Source organism: Mycobacterium sp. NGS69 (assembly GCF_059812165.1).
Window position 1 is genome coordinate 514,238 of record NZ_JCALCD010000004.1, and the last position, 25,827, is coordinate 540,064.

Below are 25,827 nucleotides of genomic sequence, written 5' to 3' on the forward strand. Positions count from 1 at the left end.
GTTCCTGACGGGGCGCCCCTTGACCGGCGGCTGAACGCGCGTTTAATCTACTGAACATGCGTTCAGCTGACCTGACCGCGACGGCTCGAATCCGCGACGCGGCCATCGAGCAGTTCGGACAGCACGGCTTCGGCGTGGGTCTGCGGGCCATCGCCGAAGCCGCGGGGGTGAGCGCCGCGCTGGTGATCCACCACTTCGGCTCCAAGGAACGCCTGCGCAAGGCCTGCGACGAGTACATCGCCGAACAGATCCGCAACACCAAGTCGGAGACGATCAAGTCGAACGATCCCGCCACCTGGTTCGCGCAGCTCGCCGAGATCGAGGAATTCGCCCCGATGACGGCCTACCTGGTGCGTAGCATGCAGACCGGCGGCGACCTCGCGAAGATGTTGTGGCAGAGGATGATTGATAACGCCGAAGAATACATGGAAGAGGGCGTGCGGGCCGGCACGATAAAGCCCAGCCGCGATCCGAAGGCCAGAGCCAAATATCTCGGCATCACCGGAGGCGGCAGCCTCCTGCTCTACATCCAAATGCACGACACCCCAACCGATCTGCGTGCGGTCCTGCGCGACTACGCCCGGGACATGATCCTGCCGGCCCTCGAGATCTACACCGAGGGCCTGATGGTCGATCGCACCATGTACGACGCATTTCTGGCAGCAGAAGATCAAGGAGAATCCCATGCCGGCTGACAACTCCGCCAATGTCGCACCCATCGAAATCCGTGGCCTGACAAAGAACTTCGGCGCGGTACGCGCGCTGGACGGCCTCGACCTCACGGTGCGCGCGGGAGAGGTACACGGTTTCCTCGGACCCAACGGCGCCGGGAAGTCGACCACCATCCGCATCCTGCTGGGCCTGGTGAAGGCAGACAGCGGAAGCGTCCGGCTGCTGGGCGGCGACCCGTGGACCGACGCCGTCGAGCTGCACCGCCAAATCGCCTACGTACCAGGTGATGTCACGCTGTGGCCGTCACTGACCGGCGGCGAGACCATCGACCTGCTGGCCCGCATGCGCGGGGGCATCGACGAAGGACGTCGCGCCGAGCTCATCGAGCGATTCGACCTCGACCCGCACAAGAAGGCGCGCACCTACTCGAAGGGCAACCGGCAGAAGGTCTCCCTGATCTCGGCCTTCTCGTCGCGCGCGCGGCTGCTCCTGCTCGACGAGCCGAGCAGCGGCCTGGACCCGTTGATGGAGAACGTGTTTCAGCAGTGCGTCGCCGAGGCGCGCGACCGTGGCACGACGGTTCTGCTGTCCAGCCACATCCTGGCCGAAACGGAAGCGCTCTGTGAACGGGTGACCATCATCCGCGCCGGCCAGACCATCGAGAGCGGCACGCTGGAGTCCATGCGGCACCTCAGCCGCACCTCGATCCGCGCCGAAATAATCGGTGACCCAGGCGATCTCAGGCGGATCAAGGGCGTCGAGGACGTCAGCATCGACGGCAACACAGTGCGCGCCCAGGTCGACAGCGAGAGCCTGGGTGAACTCATCCGGGCCCTCGGCGACGCGGGCGTGCGCAGCCTCGTCAGCCAGCCCCCGACCCTGGAGGAACTGTTCCTGCGCCACTACGACACCACCGACAAGGTCTCGGCATGAGCACCGCGACCCTGGATCGGCCCCGCCACCCGGCGCACCCGGCGCCCCGGGCCGGTTCGAATTTCTCCGGGACTCTTGGGATGCTGCGGCTGTACCTGCGCCGCGACCGGGTCTCGTTGCCGCTGTGGGTGCTGCTGCTGTCGGTGCCGCTGGCCAGTGTCTACGTCGGCAGCGTCCTGAAGGTCTACCCCTCCGAGACCGCCCGCGCCGGGTTCGCGGCATCCATCATGGCCAGCCCGGCCCAGCGCGCGCTCTACGGTCAGGTGTACAACCACAGCGTTGGCGCCGTTGGCATTTGGAAGGCCGGCATGTTCCACCTGCTGATCGCGGTGGCCGTCATCCTCACGGTGATCCGGCACACCCGCGCCGACGAGGAGACGGGCCGGACCGAACTGGTGGACTCGACCGCGGTCGGGCGGTACGCCAGCCTGAGCGCGGCCCTGCTGCTGTCGTTCGGGGCGTCGATCGCTACCGGCGCGATCGGCGCGGTGGGGTTGCTGACCACCGACATCCCGCGCGGCGGGTCGCTCGCCTTCGGCGCGGCGCTGGCGTGCTCCGGGCTGGTCTTCACCGCGGTCGCCGCGGTCACCGCGCAGCTCTCGCCGAGCGCCCGCGTCGCCCGCGGCACCGCGTTCGCGGTGCTGGGGACGGCGTTCACGCTGCGCGCCATCGGTGACGCCGGCGACGGAACGCTGTCGTGGCTCTCGCCGCTGGGGTGGTCGCTGCAGGTCCGTCCGTACGCGGGCGATCGCTGGTGGGTGCTGCTGTTGCACGTGGCGACGACGTCCGTGCTCACCCTGGTCGCCTACCGGCTGCTCGCCGGCCGCGACGTGGGCGCCGGGCTGATCGCCGAACGTCCCGGTCCGGGCCGCGCCGGCCCGCGGTTGGGCAGCGTGGACGGCCTGACGTGGCGGCTGGACCGCGGCGCGCTGGTGCTGTGGACCGTGGGCCTGTGCCTGTACGGCCTGCTGATGGGCAGCGTGGTGCACGGCATCGGCGACGAGATCGGCGGCAGCGCCATCGTGCGCGACATCGTCGCGCGGATGGGCGGCACCAGCGCCCTGGAGGAGGCCTTCATCGCGGTGGCATACGCCATGATGGGCATGGTCGCCGCCGCGTTCGCCATCTCGCTCGCCCTGCGCCCGCACCATGAGGAGACCGGCCAGCGCGCCGAGACCGCGCTGGCCGGCGCGGTCTCCCGAACCCACTGGCTGGCAAGCCATTTGGTGGCCGCCCTCGCCGGGTCCGCGATCGCGATGCTGGTCAGCGGCGTGGCGGGCGGGCTCGTCTACGGGGTCGCGGCCGGCGACGTCGGCGGCAAGGTCGCCGTCGTCGTCGGCACCGCGGCCGTCCAGTTGCCCGCCGTGTGGCTGCTGGCCGCCGTCACCGTCGCGGTGTTCGGCCTGGCCCCGCGGTTCACACCGGTCGCATGGGGCGTCCTGATCGCGTTCATCACCGTGTACCTGATCGGTTCGCTGGCCCGGTTCCCGCAGTGGGTGCAAGACCTGGAACCGTTCGCGCACACGCCGCGGGTCGGGGCCGACTTCACCGCCGCGCCGCTGCTGTGGCTGCTGGCCATCGACGCCGCGCTGATCACCTTGGGAATCATGGCTTTTCGACGCCGTGATCTACGTAGCTAGGGAGGGCACGATCATGAAAACCGCTATTCGACTGGCCGCATCCTCGGTCTTCGGGACCGCCGCGACCTGCTTGATCCTGTTCGGACCGGCGGGCACGTTCCACTACTGGCAGGCATGGGTTTTCCTCGCCGTGTTCACGGTGGCCTCGTTGGGCCCGACGATCTACCTGGCCAAGGCGAACCCGGCGGCCCTACAGCGCCGCATGCACGCCGGCCCGCGGGCGGAGACCAGGCCGGCGCAGAAGGTCATCATCACCAGCTCGTTCCTGGTCCTCTTCGCGATGATGGCGTTCAGCGCACTCGATCATCGGATGGGCTGGTCCACGGTGCCGGCGTGGCTGTCCCTGCTCGGCGACGCGCTGGTGGCGGCCGGACTCGGTCTGGCCATGCTGGTGATCATCCAAAACAGTTACGCCGCGGCCAACATCACCGTGGAAGCCGGCCAGAAGGTGGCGTCCGACGGCGTCTACAAGCTCGTCCGGCACCCGATGTATGTCGGGAACGTCATCATGATGGTCGGCATGCCGCTGGCGCTGGGCTCGTACTGGGGGCTGCTCTTCGTCGTCCCGGGAATCGCGGTGCTGGTCTTCCGCATCCTCGACGAGGAGAAGCTGCTCGTCCAGGACTTGCCGGGGTACCGCGAATACGCGCAGCACGTGCGGTATCGCTTGGTGCCCAACGTGTGGTAGTCACCTCGCGAGCGGCCAACCAGCCGCGCTAAATCCAGACGCCCTTGCCGACCGCGACCACGCCGCCGGCGCTGATCGCGAAGCGCTCGCGGTCCTTCTCGAGATCCACCCCGACCATCTCGCCGGGGCCCACGACCACGTTCTTGTCCAGGATCGCGTGCCGCACCACCGCGCCCCGGCCGACTCGCGCGCCCGGCATGATCACGCTGCCCTCCACGATGGCGCCGTCGTCGACCACGACGTTCGACGACAGCACCGAATTGCGCACGGACGCCGCCGAGATGATGCTGCCGGCGCCCACCACCGACTCCTGGGCCGAGCCGCCGTTGACGAACTTGGCCGGCGCCAGGTTCTCCGACTCGCCGCGGATGGGCCAGCGCTTGTTGTACAGGTTGAACACCGGATGCACCGAGACCAGGTCCATGTGCGCGTCGTAGAACGCGTCCAGCGTCCCGACGTCGCGCCAGTAGCCGCGGTCGCGGTCGGTGGCGCCGGGCACCTCGTTGTCGGAGAAGTCGTAGACCGCGGCGATCCCGTCGTCGACCAACCGCGGGATGATGTCGCCGCCCATGTCGTGATCGGAGTGGTCGTCGTCGGCGTCGGCGCGAATGGCGTCGATGAGGACCTTGGTGGTGAAGATGTAATTGCCCATCGAGGCGAACGTCGTCTCCGGGTCGTCGGGGGTGCCCGGCGGCTCCAGCGGCTTCTCCACGAAATTGCGGATGCGACCGGAGTCGTCGGCGTCGATGCAGCCGAACGCGCTGGCGTCGCTGCGCGGCACCCGGATGCCCGCCACCGTCGCGCCGGCCCCGCTGTCGATGTGGAACTGGACCATCTGCTCGGGATCCATCCGATACACGTGGTCGGCGCCGAAAACGACTATGTAATCGGGGTCTTCGTCGTAGATCAGGTTGAGGGACTGATAGATCGCGTCGGCGGAACCGGTGTACCAGCGCGGTCCGAGGCGCTGCTGCGCGGGCACCGGGGTGATGTACTCGCCGGCCAGGCCGGACAGCCGCCAGTTCTGCGAAATATGACGGTCGAGTGAATGCGACTTGTATTGCGTGAGAACACAAATTCTCAAGTAGCGGGCATTGACCAGGTTGGAGAGCACGAAATCGATCAGCCGGTAGGCGCCCCCGAAGGGAACGGCGGGTTTCGCCCGGTCGGCGGTCAGAGGGTATAACCGCTTGCCCTCACCGCCGGCCAGGACAATCCCCAGCACGTGTGGCGCTTCCCTCATGGCTACAAACTATCGGCCCCCGCGAACCGCTGCCAGGGGGAGCGGCCTATTGGCCGCCCCCTGACGGGCTGTCCGTCAATGGTTTTGGCTCCGCCCGCGGCGCGATCCTCCCCCGAGATGCGCGCGGCCCCGTCGCCGAACTACGGTGCGGGTATGCGGGTTGCGATGATGACTCGGGAGTACCCACCAGACGTCTACGGCGGAGCCGGGGTACACGTCACCGAACTCGTCGCCCAGCTGCGCCGGCTGTGCCCGGTCGACGTGCACTGCATGGGCGCACCGCGTCCGGATGCCTTCGCCCAGGAGCCCGACCCGCGCATCCACGGCGCCAACCCGGCGCTGTCCACGTTGTCCGCCGACCTGCTGATGGCGAACGCCGCATCGGCGGCGACCGTCGTGCACTCGCACACCTGGTACACCGGACTGGCCGGGCATCTGACCGCCCTGCTGTACGACATCCCCCACGTCCTGACCGCGCATTCGCTCGAGCCGCTGCGGCCGTGGAAGGCCGAACAGCTCGCCGGCGGCTACCGGGTGTCGACGTGGGTGGAGCGGACCGCGGTGCTGGGCGCCGACGCCGTCATCGCGGTCAGCTCGGCGATGCGCGAAGACATTCTGCGCGTGTACTCCGCGCTGGATCCGAGCCAGGTGCACGTCGTGCGCAACGGGGTGGACACAGGCGTCTGGTATCCGGCCGGCCCGGCGGAGAGCGGGTCCGTACTGGCCGAACTCGGGGTGGACCCGGCCAGGCCCATGGTGGCGTTCGTGGGGCGGATCACCCGGCAGAAGGGCGTCGCGCACCTGGTGGCGGCCGCGCACCAGTTCAGCCCGGAGGTGCAGTTGGTGCTGTGCGCCGGCGCTCCCGATACGCCCGAGCTGGCCGAGGAGGTCCGCGCCGCCGTCGCCGAGCTGGCCCGTGCGCGCGACGGGGTGTTCTGGATCCAGGAAATGCTACCGATCGGAGAATTGCGCGAAATACTCTCGGCGGCAACGGTTTTCGTGTGCCCGTCGGTATACGAGCCCTTGGGTATCGTGAACCTCGAGGCGATGGCCTGCGCGACGGCGGTGGTGGCGTCCAGAGTGGGCGGCATACCCGAGGTGGTTTCGGACGGCGTCACGGGGTCGCTGGTGCGCTTTGACGCCGAGGACCCGGCAGCTTTCCGGGCCGGCCTGGCCGAAGCGGTCAATGAGCTCGTCGCCGACCCCGACAAGGCGAAGCGCTATGGCGAGGCGGGACGTCAGCGGTGCGTCGAGGACTTCTCGTGGGCGCACGTCGCCGAGCAGACGCTGGAGATCTACCGGAAGGTGTGCGCGTAACGCCGCCTTAGCTGGTTACGCCCTTGAGTTCGTCACCCAGGGCGGCGGCTTCGTCGGGCGTCAGTTCCACGACCAGCCGTCCGCCTCCTTCGAGTGGTACCCGCATAACGATGCCGCGCCCCTCCTTGGTCGCTTCCAAAGGACCGTCTCCGGTACGGGGCTTCATCGCCGCCATCGAGTGCTCCCTCCAGATTCGAGCTGGCCCGGCTTCCCGGACCTGGTCGGCGCCGAGCATGCCCCGCCAGTGGATTTCCAGCCATACCCGACATTGAACTGCCAAATCACCCCTCCATTGTTCCCTATTCGGGTCGGCAGTTACACAAAGACCCGCTTCTGATGCGGCATCGGGCCGTCAAACGGGCGTGGCGGGCACCCAGCAATCGCGAATATGGTCATCGACCATGCCGGTCGCCTGCATCAGCGCATAGGCGGTGGTCGGCCCCACGAACCGGAATCCGCGCCGTTTCAGCTCCTTGGCCATCGCCTTCGATTCGGCGGTGGCCGACGGGATTTCGGAGCCGTCGGCCGGGCGGGGGCGCGGCGACGGCGCGAACGACCACAGCAGCTTGGACAGGTCCTCGGCGGATCCCAGCTCGGCGGCGGCGCGCGCGTTGGCGATGGTCGCGTCGATCTTGGCGCGGTTGCGCACGATCCCGGTGTCGGCCATCAAACGCTGCACGTCGGCGTCGGTGTAGCCGGCGACCGCCTCGATGTCGAACCCGTCGAAGGCGCGCCGGAAGTTCTCCCGTTTGCGCAGGATGATCAGCCACGACAGGCCGCTCTGGAAGGCCTCGAGGCTCATCCGCTCGAACAGCGCCACCCCGTCGCGCAGGGTGCGGCCCCACTCCTGGTCGTGGTAGTCGCGGTACATCTCGAAGTCCGGCCCGGGCCGAATGGCCGCCCAACCGCACCGAACCAGGCCGTCGTCGTTCATATCTAGTCCTGACGATTCTCGGCGTCCGCGGGTTCCGCGGCGCCGGGCCGGTCTTCTTCCGCGGCGGCCGACGGGGCGTGCACGGCCGCCAGCTGGCCGCGCAGCGCCTCCAGCTCGCGGGCGAGCCGGTCCAGCACCCAGTCCACCTCGCTGGTCTTGTATCCCCGCAACACCTGGGTGAACTTGACGGCGTCGACGTCGGCGCCGGTCACGCCGTAGGCGGGCAGCACCGTCGCCGTCGTCCCGCGCGGCAGGGGCGGCAGCTGCTCACCGCGGCCGAACAGCAGGCTGGCCGCGCCGAACAACACGATCGCCACCAGCACCAACACCACCAGGTACAGCAACACCAACGCCACGCCGTCGATATTGCCCTATCCGACCGACAAACCTAGCGCGGCCTGAGCCCGTTCATCGGCGGCCGGTCGTCCAGCGAGACCGGCGAGGTGTGCGCGGTATAGCCGTAACCGTCGGGCCCGTCGGCGAAGAACTGGGTCAGCCCGGCCCCGGAGTCGGGGATCCCGCAGCGCGACAGCAGGGTGGCGATGACCTGGCGGCTCATCGCGCCGAGCTCGGCGAGCGGCCGGTTGCGGTGCGCCCGCACGCCGAGGTTGACCTGGGCGATCGCGCCCAGGCCCAGCCGGTCGAAGGTGTCCACCAGCAGCCCGATCTCCACGCCGTAGCCCGGCGCGAACGGCAGCGAGGTCAGCAGTTCCCGGCTGGCCGCGTACTCGCCGCCCAGCGGCTGCAGGATGCAGCTGAGCTCCGGGCGCAGCGCCGCCAGCAGCGGCCGCGCCACCAGCTCGGTCACCCGGCCGCCGCCCGTCGCCGCCGCGGCGCCCGTCTCGCCCACCTTGAGCGGGCGTCGATAGAAGCTCTTGACCAGGTGGATCCCGTCGCCGGTGAGCAGCGGGGCCACCAGCCACGGCACGAACATCGGGTGCGGGTTGATCAGGTCGGAGTCGACGAAAACCACGATGTCGCCGCTGGTCGCCGCGAGGGAGCGCCACAGCGCCTCGCCCTTGCCGGGCCGGACCGGCACCTCGGGCAGCGCCTGTTCGCGGCTGACGACGCGGGCGCCGGCGGCGATGGCACGGATCTCGGTGTCGTCGGTCGAGCCGGAATCCAGCACGATCAGCTCGTCGACCAGGCCGTCAACCAGCGGTGAGATGCTGTCGATCACCGACTCGACGGTGGCTTCCTCGTTGAGGGCCGGCAGCACCACCGAGACGGTCCGGCCGGCCTTCGCCTCTTCCAGCTCGCGGACCGTCCGGCCGCCACGGCTGCTGCGTCGGTCGGCCAGCCAGACGTCTCCGGGCCGCGCGGCGAGCATGCCCACGCCGGCGAGGTCCGCGAGCTCCGTCATGCCAGGCCCCTCACCGTGCGCGCCGGTCGGCGTGTCCCCTGGATCGAGGACACCATCTCCAGCACCCGCCGGGTGGCCTCCACCTGATGCACCCGGAACATTCGGACGCCGGCCGCCGCCGCCAGCGCGGTGGCCGCCAGCGTCCCCTCCAGCCGTTCGGTCAGTTCCACACCCAAAGTCTCCCCGACGAAGTCCTTGTTGCTCAAAGCCATCAGGACGGGCCATCCGGTGTTAACAAGTTCGCCCGCGTGTCGCAACAAGAGCAGCCCGTGGAAGGTGTTCTTGCCGAAATCGTGGGCCGGGTCGATCAGCACCCGGTCCCGCGCCACCCCGGCCGCGACCGCCCGCTCGGCGGCGCCGGTCACCTGGCGAATCACGTCGTCCACCACCCCGCGCGTCGCGTTCCCGTAGCTCACCCGGAACGGGCGGGTGCGCGGCAGCGCGCCACCGGTGTGCGAGCACACCAGACCCGCGCCGAACTCGGCGGCCACCTCGGGCAGGGCCGGGTCGATGCCGCCCCAGGTGTCGTTGATCAGGTCCGCGCCCGCCGCGCAGGCCACCCGGGCCACCCCGGAGCGCCAGGTGTCGGCGCTGATCAGCTGGTCGGGGTAGGCGCCGCGCAACCACTCGACGAAGGGCACCAGCCGGGCGATCTCGGTGTCCACGTCGACGCTCTGTCCCGGGCCCGCTTTGACCCCGCCGACGTCGATGACGTCGGCGCCCTCGGCGACGGCCCGATGGACGGCGTCCCGGGCCGCCGCGTCGCTGAAGGTCGCACCCCGGTCGTAGAACGAGTCCGGGGTGCGGTTGACGATCGCCATGATCAGCGGGCGATCCCCCGCGACCGGCCGGCCGCAGAACGTCGAATGCACCCATCCATGGTGCCTGGCCCGGTCCGCGAGTCTGCGGCCAGCCGCACGTTGGACGCCGAACGTGCGGCTGGCCGCACGCTCGGCGCAAGCCAACTCAGCCCTTCGGCCGCTTACCCGCCGCGACCTCTTCGGGGTACTCGTCGTAGAACGGCACGTAGCCCTCGTCGCGGCCGGCCAGCACGTACAGCGGATCCTCGACGTCGGACCCGTAGGCCTGCTCGCGCAGCTCCACCTTGCGGCTCTTGAACGTCGAGGTGTGCTCCAGCGTCTTCACCAGCCGCACGAACAACGGCAGCGCATACGGCGGCAGCTGCCCGTACACCGCGCGCGCCAGCGAGTGTCCGTCGAACTCGGCGCCCTCGCGCAGCTGGACCGCGGCCATCCCGGCGCGCCCACCGGTGTGCGGGATCTCGACGCCGAACACCGTGCACTCCTCGACGGACTCGTCGGAGGCCAGCGCCGCCTCCACCTGGGTGGTGGCGACGTTCTCGCCCTTCCACCGGAACGTGTCGCCGAGCCGGTCGACGAACGCGGCGTGCCCCATGCCCTGGGGGCTCATCACGTCGCCCGAGTTGAACCAACAGTCGCCCTCACGAAAAGCGTTGCGCACCAACTTCTTTTCGGTCGACTCCTGGTCGGTGTAGCCGTCGAACGGCTGCAGCCGGTTGACCGGGCTGAGTAGCAGGCCGGGCTGGCCGGCGGGCACCCGGCGCACCCGCCCGTTCTCGTCGCGCAACGGCTCGCCGGTGTCGGGGTCGTATTCCACGTAGGCCAGCGGCATCGGGAAGACGCCGGTGGACCGCGGCACGTTGAAGATGTTGATGAACGCGGTGTTGCCCTCGCTGGACGCGTAGAACTCGCACACGCGCGCGATGCCGAACCGCTTGGTGAACTCGTCCCAGATCTCCGGGCGCAGCCCGTTGCCCGCGATCACCCGGACCTTGTGCGCGCGGTCGGTCGGCTTGGCCGGCTGGTTGAGCAGGTAGCGGCAGATCTCGCCGATGTAGATGAACGCGGTGGCCTCGGTGGCGATCACCTCGTCCCAGAACTTCGACGCCGAGAACGACTTGCCCAGCGCCAGCGTCGCCCCGGAGTTGATCACCGACGACAACGCCACCGTCAGCGCGTTGTTGTGGTACAGCGGCAGGCAGCTGTACAGCGTGTCGGTGCTCTTGAGCCGCAACCCGATGCCGCCGAACGCGGCCAGCGCCTTGAGCCAGCGCAGGTGCGTCATCACGCTGGCCTTCGGGAAACCCGTTGTGCCCGAGGTGAAGATGTAGAACGCGGTGTCGCGGGCCTGCACGGCCGTCGCCGACGACGGGTTGGTCGCCGGCGCGCTGACGGCGAAGCGGTCCAGGTCCTCGACCGTCAGTGTCTCGGTGGCGCCCGTGCCGCCGCACTCGGCCACCGCGCTGACCAGGTCGGTCTCGGCGATCAAAACCTTGGCGTCCAGCAGGCCCAGGCTGTGCGCCAGCACCTCGCCGCGCTGGTGGTAGTTGATCATCCCGGCGACCGCGCCGCACTTGACCGCGGCCAGCATCGCCAGCACCGCGTGGGGCGAGTTGCGCAGCATGATCGCGACGACGTCGCCGCTGCCAACGCCGTGCGCGGCCAGCACCGCGGCGTACCGGTTGGCGGTCGCGTTGGCGTCGCGATAGGTCACCTGCTGATCGCCGAACCGCAGGAAGACCCGGTCGCCGTGGCGGGCGGCCCGCTCGGCGAACACCGTGCCGATCGATTTCTTGGAGCCCGGCTGGGCCAGCAGGCCGGTTCGTGCCCCGCGCACGATCGCCGGCAGGTCGGCCAGCAGCCCCGGCACCCGAGACGCGATGTCGGTCAGCCTGACGGCCGTGCGGGCTCCCCCGTCGTGGTCGGACACGTCATCCTCGATTCCCCTAGGTGCAGATCCGCAAACTCAGGCGGGTGCGCACGCCTCCACTGCGGCCCCCACCTTATCCACCAGCACCAACCGGTCCATCGCCGCTTGCGTGATGTACCCCCTGTCGAGCAGCCCGCACAACCACAGCCACAGCCCCTCGTAGTGCCCGAAGGGGTCCAGCAGCACGATGGGCTTGTCGTGCAGCCCCAGATAACCCGTGGTCCACGCGTCGAACAGCTCGTCCAGGGTGCCCAGCCCGCCGGGCAGCACGATGAACGCGTCGGCGCGGGCCTCCATGATCTGCTTGCGCTCGTGCATGGTGTCACTGACGATCAGCTCGTCGGCGTGGCGGTCGGCGACCTCGAGGCGCATCAGGTGCTGCGGAATGACGCCGACGGTCCGCCCTCCGCGCGCCCGCGCCGCGCTCGCCACCGCGCCCATCGCCGAAACCCGGCCCCCGCCCCACACCAGGGTCCAGCCGCGCTCGGCGATCGCATCGCCGAGTTCCGAAGCCAGCTCAAGCAATTCGGCATGCTCGGGACCGGAGGCGCAGTAAACGCACACCGCCCAGTCGGAGCTCATACAACGAAAGGTAGACCACGCCCGGTGCGGCCCGCACACCGCGCGCAATAAACTCCGGCGGGTGCCGATTCGTTGGAACGTCCCCCAACACGCGGCGGCGTTGGAGCGGCTGAACGACGCGCTCGGGAACGGGCCTGCCGGATTGCCCGCCTCCTTCGCCGGCCGCAAGCGGCCCGCATCGTCGCCGGGCGGGGCCGTCGTGCTCGGGCCCGACGGCTGCGGCAAATCCACCCTGGCCCGGCTGGCCGCCGAAGGCTACGTCCGCGAGCACCCGGGCACACTCACCCGCTGGGTCACCGGCACCCCGACCGAGCGCGCCGTCCCGTTCGGGGCGTTCAGCCACCTGGTGGCGATCTCCGACCTCGGCAAGCCGGCCGCGCTCTTGCGGGCCGCCCGGGCCTCGTTGGGTGACGACGATCTGCTGCTCGTCGTCGACGACGCCCACGAGCTCGACGTCCTGTCGGCCACGTTGGTGTACCAGCTGGCGCTGGCCGGCACGGCCCGGATGGTCGTCACCGCCCGCGCCGAGGCCGCGCCCGAGGCCATCGCGGCGCTGTGGACCGACGGCCTGTTGGAGCGGATCGACGTCGAGGCGCCCGGGGGCGCGACCACGCCCGCCCAAGTCGACGCGTTCCTCGCCGAGTTGCCCGCCGCGGCGCGGGCGGTGCTGGACTACCTCGCCGTCGCCGAGCCGCTGTCGCTCGCCGACCTGACCGCCCTCGCCGGCGCGGGCGCGGTCGGCGCGGCGGAGGACGCCGGGGCGGCCGAAACCCGGGCACGCGGCGACGGCGGCGAGCCGGTCGTGTACACCGCACACCCGCTGTTCGCCGAGCGGGCGCGCGCCGCGCTCGGTCCCGACGACGCGCGACGACGGCGCAGCGAGGTCGTCGAGCTGCTGTCCCGACGCGCCTCGGACCACCTCAGCGACCGGCTGCGGCTGGCTTCCCTGGCGCTGGACAGCGACACCCCCCAACGCGTCGCCGACGTCGCCGCCGCCGCGCAGCAGGCGCTGCGCCTGGGCGACCTCGCGCTCGGCGAGCGGCTGGCCCGCTGGGCGCTGGAGCGGTCCGGCGGCCTGACGGCGCGGCTGTCGCTGGCGCACGCCCTGGGGTTTCAGGGCCGCGGCCGCGAGGCCGACGCGCTGCTCGCCGAGGTCGACTCCGCCGCGCTGGCCGAGCCGGCGCTCATGGACTGGGCGCTGCTGCGGGCCGCCAACCAGTTCTGGATGCTCAGCGAGCCCGAGCGGGCCACCGCGTTCCTGCGCACCGTCCGCAACCGGGTCGCGGATCCCGGCCCGCGCACCACGCTCGACGCGCTGAGCGCCACCTTCGCGATGAACGCCGGCAACGTCGGATACGCCGTCAAGGTCGCCGGCGAGGTGCTGGACTCACCGTCGGCCGACGACCAGGCCGTGGCCTGGGCGGCCAGCGCCGCCGCGCTGTGCGCGGCCCGGCAGGGCCGTTTCGGCGACGTCGAACCGCTGGCCCAGCGCGCCCTGTCCGCCGAACACCCCGGGCTGCTGCGGTTCACCATCGGGCTGGGCCAGACCACCGCGCTATTGATGGCCGGCGAGCACGCCAGGGCGCGCGAATTGGCCCAGCAATTCACCGATTTCGCCGAACTGCAGCAGCCCGGCCGTGCGATCGGCGAGGTGCTGCTCGCGCACGTGCTGATCGCCGATGGCGAGTTCGCCCAAGCCACGGCGCTGCTCGGCCCGGCCGCCGCAACCCTGGAACGCACCGGCTACTCGTGGGGGCCGCTGTCGCTGACGCTGCTGGCCACCGCGCTGGCCCAGCAGGGCGACATCGCCGCCACGGCGAAGGCGCTGAGCCGGGCCGAGTCTCGGCATGGAACGAAGTCGGCGCTGTTCGGTCCGGAGCTCGGCATTGCGCGGGCGTGGCGGCTGGCGGCCACCCGCGACGCGCCCGGCGCCGTCGCGGCCGCCCGCGAGGCCGCCCGGATGGCCGAACGCGGCGGGCAGTCGGCGGTGGCGCTGCGCGCCTGGCACGAGGCCGTCCGCCTGGGCGACACCCGCGCGGTGGACCCGCTGACCCGGCTGTGCGGCGAGGTCGACTGCGCGGCGGGCGGCCTGGCGCTCGCCCACGCGCGCGCCTTGGCGGCCGGCGACGAGGCGGCGCTGCGGGTCGTGGCGGACGAGCTGGCGGCCGTCGGGATGCACGCCGCAGCCGCGGATGCCGGCGCGCAGGCGCGCCGCATTGTGCGCGAACCGTGACTCGCACGTGTTACCACAGTGACTATTGCGCCTCACTGTTTCCCAGAGTGACTTCGCTCGGGGCTTGGAGGCTGGATGCGTATCCGCCCTTCGCGCGCGGCCCGGCTGCTCGCGGCCGGTTTGCTGATCGCCGCGCTGACGACTGACGCGTCGTCGGTCGTCGCGCCGCCGCGCGCCCTGGCGGCGCCCACCGGGCCGACGCTGCCGCTCGGCCACGCCGGCCGGTGGATGACCGACGCCGACGGGCGCGTCGTCATCCTGCACGGGCTCAACCAGGTGTACAAGGTGCCGCCCTATACGCCGTCGGCCGACGGGTTCGGCGACGACGACGCGGCCTTCCTGCAGGCCAACGGCTTCAACGCGATGCGGGTCGGCGTCATCTGGGCCGCCGTGGAACCGCAGCCGCTCAGCTACGACGACAACTACCTCACGTCGATCGCGCAGACCGTGGCCACGCTGGCGGCGCACGGCATCGTCAGCCTGCTCGATTTCCACCAGGACCTCTACAACGAGGCGTTCCAGGGCGAGGGCGCCCCGGCGTGGGCGGTGGCGCAGGCGGGCCTGCCCAACCCGCAGCTCGGCTTTCCCGGCAACTACTTCCTCAACCCCGCGGAGGAGTTCGCCTGGAACGCCTTTTGGCGCGACGCCCCGGCGCCCGACGGGATCGGGCTGCAGGACCACTACGCGCGCGCGTGGGCGCACGTCGCAGGCTTCTTCCACGGCAACCCGGGCGTGTTCGGTTACGAAATCCTGAACGAGCCGTGGCCCGGCTTCATCTGGGAGGGCTGCTTCAACTTCGTGCTGGGTTGCCCGATCCAGGACCACAAGCTGACCGTGTTCTATCGGAAGGTGGTGCCGGTCATCCGCACGGCCGACCCCACCACGCTGGTGTTCTTCGAGCCGAACACGCTGTCCGACGAGGGCGTCCACACCGACATCGGCGGGGTGGCCGACCCGAACACCGGGTTCTCGTTCCACGACTACTGCGCCATCGAATCGGTGCTGCACAAGAACATCACCTGCCGCTTCGAGGACGGCCTCACGATCACCAACGCCAACCTCTACTCGGGCTTCCACCACGTCCCGCCGCTGCTGACGGAGTTCGGCGCCACCAACGACCTGAACAACCTCGCCGAGGTGATGCGCCACACCGACCACCAGCGGATGGGCTGGCTGGAGTGGGCCTACACCGGCAACGACAAGACGAGCTCGTCGCCGACGGACCAGGCGCTGGTCTTCGACCCGAGCCAGCCGCCGACGGGCGCCAACGTGAACGCGGCCAAGCTCGCGGTGCTCGCCGCACCGTACCCGCAGGTGGTGGCGGGCACGCCGAGGGAGTGGTCGTTCCGGTCGGGCGTCTTCCGGCTCTGCTACACGATCGAGCGGGCCGACCATGCGGGCAATTTCGCCCCCGGCGCGCAGACCTTCATCTCGGTGCCGCCCGTCGAGTACCCGAATGGCTATCACGTGAATGTGACTGGCGGACAAGTTGTTTCGCCGCCCAACGCGCCCGTGCTGGCCGTCGTGGCCAGCCCCGGCGCGGCCAGGGTCGACGTGGCCGTGACGCCGGCGTGACGCCCCGATGTTCCGCCGAGCGTCGCGCTAGCGCGGCCGTCGGCGCCGAACGCTGCGCTGGCGCGCGGCTCGGCCACGTCAGCCACTCAGATAGCGCCGCAGCGTCTCCACCGCGGCGGTGATGTTGGCGACCGGTACCCGTTCGTCGCGGGTGTGCGCCAGGTTGGGATCGCCCGGCCCGAAGTTGACCGCCGGGATGCCCAGCGCGGCGAACCGCGCCACGTCGGTCCAGCCGTATTTCGCGCGCACGCGCCCGCCGGCGACCTCGACCAGCGCCTTGGCCGCGGGCTGGGACAGGCCGGGCAGCGCGCCCGCCGCGGAGTCGGTCATCTCGATCCGGACGTCCAGCCCGTCGAACACCTCGTGCACGTGCCGCAGCGCCGCCTGGACCGACCGGTCCGGGGCGAACCGGAAGTTGACCGTCACCGCGGCCGCGTCGGGGATCACGTTGCCCGCCACGCCGCCGTCGATGCGCACCGCCGACAAGCCCTCGCGGTATTCACAGCCGTCGATGTCGACGCTGCGCGCCCGGTAGGAGGCCAGCCGGTCCAGCACGGCGCCCAGCTTGTGAATCGCGTTGTCGCCCAACCAGGATCGGGCCGAATGCGCGCGCGCCCCGGTGGCGCTGACCACCACGCGCAGCGTGCCCTGGCAGCCGGCTTCGATGTAGCCGCCGGTGGGCTCGCCCAGGATCGCGACGTCGGCCGTCAAGCACTCCGGCAGCTCGCGCTCGATGCGGCCCAAACCGTTTGCCGCCGCGTCGATTTCCTCGCAGTCGTAGAAGACCAGCGTCAGGTCGTGCACCGGCTCGGCGACGGTGGCGGCCAGGTGCAGGAAGACGGCGTCACCGGATTTCATGTCCGCGGTGCCGCAACCCCACAGGTCGCCGCCCGCCAAGCGGCTCGGCAGGTTGTCCGCCACCGGCACGGTGTCGAGGTGCCCGGCCAACAGCACCCGCGACGGCCTACCCCGCGAAGTGCGCGCCAGCACGGCGTTGCCGTTACGGACGATCTCGAACCCGTCGGTCTGGGCGCGCAGCGCTGCCTCCACCTCGTCGGCGAGGCGCGTCTCGTCGCGCGATTCGCTGGGGATGTCGACCAGCGCCGCGGTCAGCTCGACGGGGTCCCCGCATAGGTCCAGCACGCCCCCAAGGGTAATGGGTCGCCTTCATTCGGCGAGCAGACGCAGAATCGCACTATCGGCCGCCTTGGGATGCGATTCTGCGTCTGCTCGGCGGCACAAGTAACCTGGCCGCCGTGACTGGAGCTGCAGGCATTGGGTTGGCGACGCTGGCCTCCGACGGGTCGGTGCTCGACACGTGGTTTCCCGCACCGGAACTGACGGAATCGGGCACGGCTGACACCACTGCCACCTCGCGGCTCGCGCTGTCCGACGTGCCGCCGGAGCTGGTCGGGCTGGTCGGCCGCGACGACGAGCGCGGCACCGAGACCATCGCCGTGCGCACGGTCATCGGTTCGCTGGACGACGTGGCCGCCGACGCCTACGACGCCTACCTGCGGCTGCATCTGCTGTCGCACCGGTTGGTGGCGCCGCACGGGCTGAACGCCGGCGGCTTGTTCGGGGTATTGACCAACGTCGTGTGGACTAATCGCGGTCCGTGCGCGATCGAGGGTTTCGAGGCCGTGCGCGCGCGGCTGCGCCGCCACGGGCCGGTGACGGTCTACGGCGTCGACAAGTTCCCGCGGATGGTCGACTACGTCCTGCCCACCGGCGTGCGCATCGCCGACGCCGACCGGGTGCGCCTGGGCGCGCACCTGGCGCCGGGCACGACGGTGATGCACGAGGGCTTCGTCAACTACAACGCCGGCACCCTGGGCGCGTCGATGGTGGAGGGGCGCATCTCGGCGGGGGTCGTGGTGGGCGACGGGTCCGATATCGGCGGCGGGGCGTCGATCATGGGCACGCTGTCCGGCGGTGGCACCGAAGTGATTTCGATCGGCAAGCGGTGTCTGCTCGGCGCCAACGCGGGCCTGGGCATCTCGCTGGGCGACGACTGCGTCGTCGAGGCCGGCCTGTACGTCACCGCGGGCACCAAGGTCACCATGCCCGACGGCAAAGCGGTCAAGGCCCGCGAGCTCTCCGGCGCCAACAACCTGTTGTTCCGGCGCAATTCGGTCACCGGGGCGGTCGAGGTGGTGGCCCGCGACGGTCAGGGCATCGCGCTCAACGAGGACCTGCACGCCAACTGAGTCAGCGGGGCGCATCCTCCAAACCCAGTGCGGTGCCGTTGGTTTCCGGCAGCAGGTAGGTGCAGAGAAGGCCGACCGACGTCAGCGCGGCCAGCATGGCGCCGATCGCCCAGCTGCCGTACGTCGCGACCAGCGTCCCGGCCAGCAGCGGCGGCAGGGCACCGCCGATGACTCCGGCGAGGTTGAGGGCCAGCGCCGACCCGCTGTAGCGGTAACGCGTGGCGAACAGCTCCGGGATGAAGGCCGCGGTGGGCCCGGCGCCGATCGCCCCGCCGACGGCCATGCCGACGACCGCGACCACGTACAGCGCCGGGTTGCGGGTGTTCAGCAACGGCATCACCACGAACGCCCACGGCAGCAGCAGGGACCAGCCCAGCAACATCAGGCGGCGGCGCCCGACCAGGTCGGACAGGGTGGCCGACGCCGCGACCGTGGCGATGCTGACGAGCCCGGTCAGAGCGCCCACCGACCAGATGAAGCCGCGCGTATACCCGAGGTGCGAATTGGCGTAGATGAGCAGATAGGTGTGACCCAGGTAGCCGAAACCGAACCCGCCCAGCAGGCTGCCGCCGGCCAGCAGGATCTCGCGGCGCTGCAGGCGCCAGACCTCCCCGAGCGGCGCCTTGGGCACCAGGTCGCGCGCCTTCTCCTCGGCGAACACGGGGGTCTCGTCGATGTTGAGCCGCACGTAGAGCGCGATCCCGATCAGCGCGGCGCTGAACAGAAACGGCAGCCGCCATCCCCACTGCATGAACGCGGCGCTGCGTTCCCCGATGCTGAAGTTGACGCCCAGAAAGGTCAGGCTGGCCAGCACGGCGGCGGTGCCGGCGCCGAGCAAGGTGAACATGCCGTAGCGGCCCCGCCTGCCGGGCGGCGCGTACTCGGCGCTCAGCAGCGCCGACCCCGCCCATTCGCCGCCGACGGCGAACCCCTGCATGAGTCGCAACACGATCAGGATCAAGGGGGCGGCCGCACCGATGGCGGCCGTGCTGGGCACCAGCCCGACGCTGACCGTCGAGACGGCCATGATCAGCAGCGTGGCGATCAGCGTCTTCTTGCGGCCCAGCCGGTCGCCGAAGTACCCGAACACCGCGGCGCCCAGCGGGCGGGACAGGAAGGCCGTCGCGAACGTCGCCAGCGAGGCGATGACGCCCAGCGTCGAACCGAGGCGCGGGAAGAACACCGTCGGGAACACCAGGGCGGCCGCGGTGCCGTAGATGAGAAAGTCGTAGTACTCGATCGCCGAGCCGACGAGGCAGGCCGCCGCCACCCGCCGCATGGGGGTGCGGGCGGGTGCGGGCGCGACCGTCGGCAGTTCCGTCACGCCTACGACGGTAGGTGAAGGTTCACCGTCCCGCTCGATGGAAAACCTGGCAAAACGCTGCGTGTCGCCTAAGCGTTCCCCACCGCGAGCGTGCGTGTTTGACCGGCGACGCGCCGCAAAGCGTGTACATCTGCGCACGCTCGCGACCGGGGCGCTGGGCGCTCAGCCCTCGGACAGCAGCTGCTTCTTGAGGACCTTGCCCATGGCGTTGCGCGGCAGCGCCGCCACCAGGCGGACCTCCCGCGGCCGCTTGTGGATCGACAGCTCCTTGGCGACGTGCTCGATCAGCTCGTCGGCGCGCAGCTCGGACGAGCCGACGACGTAGGCGACGATGCGCTGGCCCAGGTCCTCGTCGGGCAGGCCGACGACGGCGGCCTCCTGCACGCCGGGGTGCCCCAGCAGAGACGTCTCGATTTCGCCCGCGCCGACGCGGTACCCGCCGGACTTGATCAGGTCGACCGACTCGCGTCCGACGATGCGGTGCATGCCGCTGCCGTCGATCACCGCGACGTCGCCGGTGCGGTAGAAACCGTCGGGGGCGAACGCCTCCGCGGTGGCCTCGGGCCGGTTCAGGTAGCCGTCGAACATCATCGGCCCGCGAACCTGAAGGCGCCCAACGGTTTCCCCGTCCTGCGGCACCGGGTTGTCGTCGTCGTCGAGCAGCCGGGTTTGCACGCCGGCTACGGGCAGGCCCACCCAGCCCGCGCGGCGCTCGCCGTCGGCGCGCGTCGAGATGGTGATCAGCGACTCCGAGGCGCCGTAGCGTTCGATGGGCTGATGCCCGGTGAGCCCGGCCAGCCGGTCGAACACCGGCACCGGCAGCGGCGCGCTGCCGGACACCAGCAGTCGCGCCGGGCGCAGCGCCTCGGCCGCCGAGCCGTCGGCGACCACCCGCGACCACACGGTGGGGACCGCGAAAAAAAGCGATCCGCCCCATTCCGAGCACGCCTGCGCGTAGCCGGCCGGTGTCGGTCTTCCGGTGTGCACGAAGCGATTTCCGATCCGCAGCGACCCGAGCAGGCCCAGCACCAGCCCGTGCACGTGGAACAGCGGCAGGCCGTGCACCAGCACGTCGTCGGCTGTCCACTGCCAGGCCTCGGCCAGCGCGTCGAGGTCGGCGGCGACCGCGCGGCGGCTCAGCTGCACGCCCTTGGGCAGCCCGGTGGTGCCCGACGTGTAGATGATCATCGCGGTCGCGTCCGGCGGGGGCTCGGGGTAGCGGTGCCAGGACCGGGCGTGCAGGCGCACCGGGATGTGCGGCAGCCCGTCGCGGTCGTCCGGCTCGGGGCCCAGCCAGGCTTCCGCCCCGGAGTCGGTGAGCATGTGCCGGCGCTCGGCCACACCCACGTCGGACGGCACCGGCACGAAGGGCACGCCGGCGATCAGGCAGCCGGTGACCGCGAGCACGGTAGCCGCGCTCGGCGTGGCCAGCACCGCGACCCGATTGGCGCCGGCGACCCGCTCGGCCACCGACGTTGCCGCGCCGACCAAGTCGCTGCGGCTGAGCGTGGCGCCGTCGATGCGCACCGCGTCGGCGATGTCGGTGGTGGTAACGGCCGAGGGATTGAGCGACGCGAGCAGCACGTCTGCAGGTTACCCGGCAGCGTCAGGGCTGCTCGTCCCAGATCTTCGTCAGGGTGGCCAAGATCTCCTCGCCGCGGCCCAGCCCGGCGAGGTGGCTTTCGCCGGGCAGCACGATGAGCTCGGCGTCGGGCAGCAGGGACACCACGTGCTCGCCGTGGGCGAAGGGAACGATGTGGTCGCTGTCGCCGTGCCACCAGCGGACCGGGACTTTGACCTCGTCGAGCCGGAAGCCCCAGTCGCGGGTGAACAGGATGACGTCGTTGAAGGGGGCCGCCAGTTGCTTGCGGCTGCCGTTGAGCAGGTCGTCGAGGAACATGGCGGCGAACTCGGGGCGGGTGAGCAGGCGCCGGTCGCCTTCCGGCGACACCGCGGCGTACAGATACAGCGCGGGATTCGCCACGGGACGGATCATCCGGATCACCAGGCTCGCCCCGATTCGCAGCGGGTCACCCCCCAGCTTCAACAGCGGCGCCGCCCGCTTGCCCAGGTTCATCAGGCCGCTGGTGATCCCCTCGTCGCCGAGGAACGGCGCGACGCCTCCCAGCACGCCGGCCGCCACCACGCGGTCGGACAGCACCGCGGCGGACGCGAGCGCGTACGGGCCGCCGCCGGACAGGCCGATGACGGCCATCTTGTCGATGCCCAGGGTGTCGGCGATGGTCCGCAGGTCGTCGCCGAACGCCCGGATGTTCTTGTACCGATGCGGCGTCGACGACCCGATGCCCGGCCGGTCGATGCCGATCAGGCGGATGTCGTGCTCTTCGGCGTAGACCCGGGCCTCGATGGGGATCTGCCGACGGGCGCCGGGAGTTCCGTGGAACCAGAAGAACGCGCGACCCCAGGGGGCGCCGAACTCGGCGAAGCCGATCTGGCGATCCTCCCCGACCGCGATGTTGCCTTCGAGCTTGGGGCGGGCGATCTGGATGACCATGCCAGCAGCTTTGCATGTGACGGGCCGTTTACCAAAGGCTCACGACCTACCCGTTGAGCGGCCGCTCCCCGATGACCCGTTCGGCCCGCAGGGCGGCCAGCTCGTCGGCGGAAAGGCCAAGCCCTGACAGGATCTCGTCGTTGTGCTGGCCCAGCGTCGGCGTGGCGCCGCGGTGGTGGCGTGCCGGCCCAGGGGTGATACGAAACGGCCAGCCGGGATAGCGGTGCGATCCGGTGACGGGATGCGCGAGCTCCTCGTAGAACCCGCGCGCGTCGAGCTGGACTATGTCGTACATCTTCTCGCTGGTCATCACTTGCTCGGCCGGGATGCCCTGGGCCCGAAGGGTTTCGACGATCGCCTCCGGCGGCTGGGTGCGGGTCCACGCGGCGACCAGTTCGTCGAACGCGTCATGGTCGATTCCCGGGTCCCCGGGTAGCGACAGCGCCACCCACGCGTCGTCGACGTTCGTCGGGTAGACGCCCTGCAGGTAGCCCAGCCGGCGGTTGCCTTGCCGCGCCTGCACGACGCCGTTCATCGAGTACTCGATCACCGGTTCGGCGGTCACGGCGGCCGCGACCTCGATCTGTGCGATTTCGATCAGCTGACCCTCCCCCGTGCGGCGCCGATGCTCGAGCGCGGCCAGCAGCGCGACGCCGGCATGCACGCCGACGATCGGGTCGGCCGGTCCCTGCGGGTTGCACGGCGGCCCGTCCGGATATCCGGTGACGGCCGACATCCCCGCGGTCTGCTCGAAGTTCAACGCCCACCCGACGTAGTCGCGCCAAGGGCCCTGCAAGCCGAAACCCGGCATCCGGATCATGATCACGTCGGGTTTCAGCTCCACCAGCGACTCGTAGTCCAGGCCGAACTGCTCCACCACCCGCGGTGAAAAGTTCTCCACGACGACGTCGGCCTGCGCGGCCAGCCGCCGGACGATTTCCCGGCCGCGCCGCGAGGTCAGGTCCAGCGTAAGGTCCTTCTTGTTGAGGTTGGTGGCCTGCCACAGGCCGCTCCGCTCGTACCAGTCGTCGCCCTCGAAGGGAAACGCGCCCGAGTAGCGAAAACCGTCGGGCCGCTGGATCGACTCGACCTTGATGATGTCGGCGCCGAACGCGCCCAGGTAGCAGGTCAGGTAGGCGCCCGCCCAGAAGGTGCTCAGATCAAGGACTTTCAGTCCCGTGAAGGGCCCTTCGGTTCGCGAATCGAACGGCACTGCGATTTCCGGGCCCCGATTTCGCAGTGCGGTTCGGTTCGCGGCACCGCTGAACCGAAACGCCTTCCCCGGGCGTCGGAAGCCCGCCTGTTGGACGAAGAACTCGCGCTTGACGTATTGCGGACACTCCAGGACGGTGGCGCCGTCGTTGACCGGGGTGGCCGGAATGCGCATCGCCTGGGCGAGTTCAACGATCTCGGCGACGGTTTGCTCGGCGAGCAATGGCTCTGCGCGAGCATAGAATTCGGCGCGTTCGGGGCCGCCCAGCATGATCGCGATCTGCTGCTCGCCGAACTCGGGCAGGCCCAGCATCGCGCACACGTCAAGCCAATGCTGGCCCGTCAGGCAGTTGATGCCCACCCAGCCATCGGCGGCGCGGACCACCCCCAGCATGGGAGCGCTGCGGGCGTTGGCGGGTAGGCCCAGGCCGACCATCTTCTGCGCCATCAGCATGGGATACGGCAGCGTCGACAGCAAGGATTCGAATTCCGAAACATCCACCCGCACAACTTCATCGGACGCGCACCGCAGCGCGGTCAACGCGCCCAGTGCGCCGTAGCCACCCGCGACGTACTCGGCGATGCGCGCGCCGACCTGCACCGGCGGGCGGTCGGGATCGCGGGCGCTGACCCAGCCCGACGCCGCCTGCAACGTCAGTGACGTGGCCGGCCGGTCGCGCCACGGCCCGGACTGCCCGAACGCGGAAATGCGCAGCAGCACCACGCTGTCGAGATCGAAGCCCAACGCTTCCAGCTCTCCCGGGCCGAGGTTCTCCACCAGCACGTCCGCTTGCGCGATCAGGTCCGGGGCGTCCTCCAGTGCCACAATTCGCTTGCCCGCGTTGAGGTATTCGAACAACCCACTGCTGCCCCAGTGGCGCAGCGGATCCCCGCCCGGCGGCTCGATCTTGGTGACCTCGGCACCGAGGTCGGCCAAAAGCTTTGCCGCGTAAGGGCCGGAGATTTCCTTGGTGATTTCGACGACGGACAGCCCCGCGAGGGGTCCGCTCACGCGGGAACCCCGATCGCCATGGCCTCCATGTACTGGTGCAGGCCGCTGAGGCCGCCGCCCTCGCGCCCCAACCCGCTCAGCTTGAACCCGCCGAACGGCGCGCCGCCGGGACCGACCCCGTTGACCGCGACCTGTCCGGTGCGGATGCGTCGCGCGACACCGACGGCGCGGTCCAGGTCGCCGCCCCATACCGCCCCGGAAAGTCCGTACTGGGAGTTGTTCGCGATGGCGACCGCGTCGTCGTCGTCGCGGTAGCGCAGCACCGTCAGCACCGGCCCGAACACCTCCTCCTGGGCGATGGTCGAATCCGGATCGACGCCGGTGAGAATCGTTGGCTCGAAATAGAATCCGACGTCCAGGCCGGCCGGGCGGCCACCGCCGGTCGCCAGCCGGGCTCCGTCGTGGACCGCGCCGTCGACGTGCGCCTGGACCCGGTCCCGCTGCGCCGCGCTGATCAGCGGCCCCATCTGCACGTCGGGGTCGGCGGGATCGCCGACTTTGACGTCGCGGGCTAGGGCCACCAGCCGGTCGACGACGTCGTCGTGCAGCGAATCGGGGAGCAGCATCCGGCTGTGCAGGATGCAGGCCTGCCCGGCGTGCAGCGAGCACGACTCGAACAGCATCTGCCGCAACATCTCGTCGGTGACCGTGGTGTCGTCCAGGACGATGCTGGCCGACTTGCCGCCCAGTTCCAGCAGGATCCGCTTCATGGTGTCGCCCGCGGCGGACATGACCTGGCGCCCGACGACCGAACTGCCGGTGAAGCTCACCATGTCGATGCGCGGGTCGGTGGTAAGCAGCCGGGCGGCCTCCACGCCCGACGGTGTGACGACGTTGACCACGCCGGGCGGGATGTCGGTCTCCTCGTCGATGATCCGCGCGAGCGCCAGCCCCGCGAGCGGGGTCAGCGGCGAGGGCTTGAGCACGACGGTGTTGCCCGCGGCCAGCGCGTGGTTGAGCTTCATGACGTTGAGGCAATGCGGGAAGTTCCACGGCGTCAGGACCGATACGACGCCCAGCGGCTGGTGGCGCAGCAGCGTGGTGCCGGCGCTCATTCCGGTCACCGCTTCCTCGCCCAGCTGCGCGGCGAGCTGGGCCGCGACCATCGACATGTAGCCGGCCCCGTCGATCTGCATCATCCGCTCGTTCGACACACAGCCCCACTCCGCCTGCGACAGCGCGAAGAATTCGTCGGCGTGCTTCAGCAGCGCCGTGCCGAGCTGGTTGAGGCAGGCGGCCCGCTCGTCGGGACCCGTGCGGCCCCACGGCCCGCTGTCGAAGGCCCGGCGCGCGGCGTCGATCGCCGCGCCGACCTGGGCGATGCTGGCGTCGGGCGCGGTGCCGATCGATTGTTCGGTGGCCGGATTGATGTCGTCGTAGCGACCGTCCTCGGCGTCGACCCAGCCGCCGTCGATGTAGAGCTGGTAGGTGTCGACAAGAGATCCCGGAGTCTGTAGCTCGGTCATGCGCGCTTCCTCACCCGAACGTCGGTCATCTAGTCAGCCAGTGTTCACCCACGGCCCCCCGGCGTCAATCACCAATTGAACGAATTCCGCGCTACTGCACGGCGTTGGCGGCGCATTGACAGACACGGCCGCACCGGAGTAGACACAACGTCGCAAG

General features: G+C 70.3%; 21 protein-coding genes and 1 pseudogene. 8 read left to right on the forward strand and 14 right to left on the reverse strand.

The window, feature by feature from the left end; translation table 11 throughout:
* Nucleotides 1-56: 56 nt before the first annotated feature.
* Genes AC5Y2S_RS15210 through AC5Y2S_RS15225 form a run of 4 tightly spaced genes read left to right on the forward strand, consistent with a single transcriptional unit; the run spans nt 57 to nt 3,933 of the window.
* A complete protein-coding gene (locus AC5Y2S_RS15210) occupies nt 57-695 on the forward strand; it encodes a TetR/AcrR family transcriptional regulator (protein ID WP_499956914.1) in 639 nt (212 codons plus the stop codon).
* Nucleotides 685-1,605, forward strand: a complete 921-nt coding sequence (locus AC5Y2S_RS15215; RefSeq protein ID WP_499956915.1) for an ABC transporter ATP-binding protein — start codon at nt 685-687, stop codon at nt 1,603-1,605. Before AC5Y2S_RS15210 ends, AC5Y2S_RS15215 begins: the two co-directional genes overlap by 11 nt.
* Nucleotides 1,602-3,245, forward strand: coding sequence for an ABC transporter permease (locus AC5Y2S_RS15220; RefSeq protein ID WP_499956916.1), 1,644 nt, complete (start codon nt 1,602-1,604; stop codon nt 3,243-3,245). The genes AC5Y2S_RS15215 and AC5Y2S_RS15220 overlap by 4 nt, the downstream gene beginning before the upstream one ends.
* Before the next feature lie 13 nt (nt 3,246-3,258).
* Nucleotides 3,259-3,933 (forward strand): methyltransferase family protein, encoded by a 675-nt coding sequence (locus AC5Y2S_RS15225; RefSeq protein WP_499956917.1) that lies wholly within the window; start codon nt 3,259-3,261, stop codon nt 3,931-3,933.
* Nucleotides 3,934-3,961: 28 nt separating this feature from the next.
* On the opposite strand, the gene glgC is transcribed toward AC5Y2S_RS15225, so the two are convergent.
* Nucleotides 3,962-5,176, reverse strand: coding sequence for a glucose-1-phosphate adenylyltransferase (glgC, locus tag AC5Y2S_RS15230; protein ID WP_499956918.1), 1,215 nt, complete (start codon nt 5,174-5,176; stop codon nt 3,962-3,964).
* Nucleotides 5,177-5,329: 153 nt separating this feature from the next.
* Here glgC and glgA point away from each other — a divergent pair, with 153 nt between their 5' ends.
* The gene (gene glgA / locus AC5Y2S_RS15235; protein ID WP_499956919.1) at nt 5,330-6,493 is read left to right on the forward strand and encodes a glycogen synthase; all 1,164 of its coding nucleotides are present in this window, start codon (nt 5,330-5,332) and stop codon (nt 6,491-6,493) included.
* 7 nt (nt 6,494-6,500) lie between these two features.
* Here the strand turns inward: glgA and AC5Y2S_RS15240 are convergent, their stop codons facing one another.
* The 7 genes and pseudogenes from AC5Y2S_RS15240 to log all read right to left on the reverse strand — a co-directional run bounded on the left by AC5Y2S_RS15240 (nt 6,501) and on the right by log (nt 12,123).
* Nucleotides 6,501-6,668 carry a DUF3117 domain-containing protein gene (locus tag AC5Y2S_RS15240; protein ID WP_003406247.1) on the reverse strand — a complete coding sequence of 56 codons (168 nt, stop codon included), beginning with the start codon at nt 6,666-6,668 and terminating at the stop codon, nt 6,501-6,503.
* Nucleotides 6,669-6,808: 140 nt separating this feature from the next.
* Nucleotides 6,809-7,427: pseudogene (locus AC5Y2S_RS15245) on the reverse strand (DNA-3-methyladenine glycosylase I).
* Nucleotides 7,428-7,429: 2 nt separating this feature from the next.
* Entirely contained in the window at nt 7,430-7,783 is a 354-nt protein-coding gene (locus AC5Y2S_RS15250; protein WP_499956920.1) for a DivIVA domain-containing protein, read from the reverse strand.
* 32 nt (nt 7,784-7,815) lie between these two features.
* The gene (locus AC5Y2S_RS15255; RefSeq protein ID WP_499956921.1) at nt 7,816-8,790 is read right to left on the reverse strand and encodes a glucosyl-3-phosphoglycerate synthase; all 975 of its coding nucleotides are present in this window, start codon (nt 8,788-8,790) and stop codon (nt 7,816-7,818) included.
* Nucleotides 8,787-9,611: a dihydropteroate synthase gene (gene folP / locus AC5Y2S_RS15260; protein WP_499957064.1), complete on the reverse strand. Its 825-nt coding sequence runs from the start codon at nt 9,609-9,611 to the stop codon at nt 8,787-8,789. The genes AC5Y2S_RS15255 and folP overlap by 4 nt, the downstream gene beginning before the upstream one ends.
* Before the next feature lie 145 nt (nt 9,612-9,756).
* Nucleotides 9,757-11,541 carry a long-chain-acyl-CoA synthetase FadD6 gene (gene fadD6 / locus AC5Y2S_RS15265; RefSeq protein ID WP_499956922.1) on the reverse strand — a complete coding sequence of 595 codons (1,785 nt, stop codon included), beginning with the start codon at nt 11,539-11,541 and terminating at the stop codon, nt 9,757-9,759.
* 36 nt (nt 11,542-11,577) lie between these two features.
* Nucleotides 11,578-12,123, reverse strand: coding sequence for a cytokinin riboside 5'-monophosphate phosphoribohydrolase (gene log / locus AC5Y2S_RS15270; RefSeq protein ID WP_499956923.1), 546 nt, complete (start codon nt 12,121-12,123; stop codon nt 11,578-11,580).
* A gap of 61 nt (nt 12,124-12,184) precedes the next feature.
* Here log and AC5Y2S_RS15275 point away from each other — a divergent pair, with 61 nt between their 5' ends.
* Together AC5Y2S_RS15275 and AC5Y2S_RS15280 are read left to right on the forward strand one after the other, a co-directional pair.
* Entirely contained in the window at nt 12,185-14,356 is a 2,172-nt protein-coding gene (locus AC5Y2S_RS15275; protein WP_499956924.1) for an AAA family ATPase, read from the forward strand.
* Nucleotides 14,357-14,431: 75 nt separating this feature from the next.
* Nucleotides 14,432-15,931 (forward strand): cellulase family glycosylhydrolase, encoded by a 1,500-nt coding sequence (locus tag AC5Y2S_RS15280; protein WP_499956925.1) that lies wholly within the window; start codon nt 14,432-14,434, stop codon nt 15,929-15,931.
* Between the two features lie 78 nt (nt 15,932-16,009).
* Here the strand turns inward: AC5Y2S_RS15280 and dapE are convergent, their stop codons facing one another.
* Complete coding sequence (gene dapE, locus AC5Y2S_RS15285; protein WP_499956926.1) at nt 16,010-17,074, reverse strand: succinyl-diaminopimelate desuccinylase; 1,065 nt, start codon at nt 17,072-17,074, stop codon at nt 16,010-16,012.
* A 104-nt stretch (nt 17,075-17,178) separates the two neighbouring features.
* On the opposite strand from dapE, the gene dapD reads away from it, so the two are divergent.
* The gene (gene dapD, locus AC5Y2S_RS15290) at nt 17,179-18,141 is read left to right on the forward strand and encodes a 2,3,4,5-tetrahydropyridine-2,6-dicarboxylate N-succinyltransferase (protein ID WP_499957065.1); all 963 of its coding nucleotides are present in this window, start codon (nt 17,179-17,181) and stop codon (nt 18,139-18,141) included.
* Between the two features lies 1 nt (nt 18,142).
* Here dapD and AC5Y2S_RS15295 read toward each other — a convergent pair whose 3' ends face one another.
* The 5 genes from AC5Y2S_RS15295 to AC5Y2S_RS15315 form a co-directional block, all read right to left on the reverse strand.
* Complete coding sequence (locus AC5Y2S_RS15295) at nt 18,143-19,420, reverse strand: MFS transporter (protein WP_499957066.1); 1,278 nt, start codon at nt 19,418-19,420, stop codon at nt 18,143-18,145.
* Between the two features lie 207 nt (nt 19,421-19,627).
* Nucleotides 19,628-21,049 (reverse strand): acyl-CoA synthetase, encoded by a 1,422-nt coding sequence (locus AC5Y2S_RS15300; protein WP_499956927.1) that lies wholly within the window; start codon nt 21,047-21,049, stop codon nt 19,628-19,630.
* Nucleotides 21,050-21,071: 22 nt separating this feature from the next.
* Nucleotides 21,072-21,980 (reverse strand): alpha/beta fold hydrolase, encoded by a 909-nt coding sequence (locus AC5Y2S_RS15305; protein WP_499904665.1) that lies wholly within the window; start codon nt 21,978-21,980, stop codon nt 21,072-21,074.
* Between the two features lie 46 nt (nt 21,981-22,026).
* A complete protein-coding gene (locus AC5Y2S_RS15310) occupies nt 22,027-24,204 on the reverse strand; it encodes a CaiB/BaiF CoA transferase family protein (RefSeq protein ID WP_499956928.1) in 2,178 nt (725 codons plus the stop codon).
* Nucleotides 24,201-25,670 (reverse strand): aldehyde dehydrogenase family protein, encoded by a 1,470-nt coding sequence (locus AC5Y2S_RS15315; protein WP_499956929.1) that lies wholly within the window; start codon nt 25,668-25,670, stop codon nt 24,201-24,203. Before AC5Y2S_RS15315 ends, AC5Y2S_RS15310 begins: the two co-directional genes overlap by 4 nt.
* Nucleotides 25,671-25,827 lie beyond the last annotated feature (157 nt).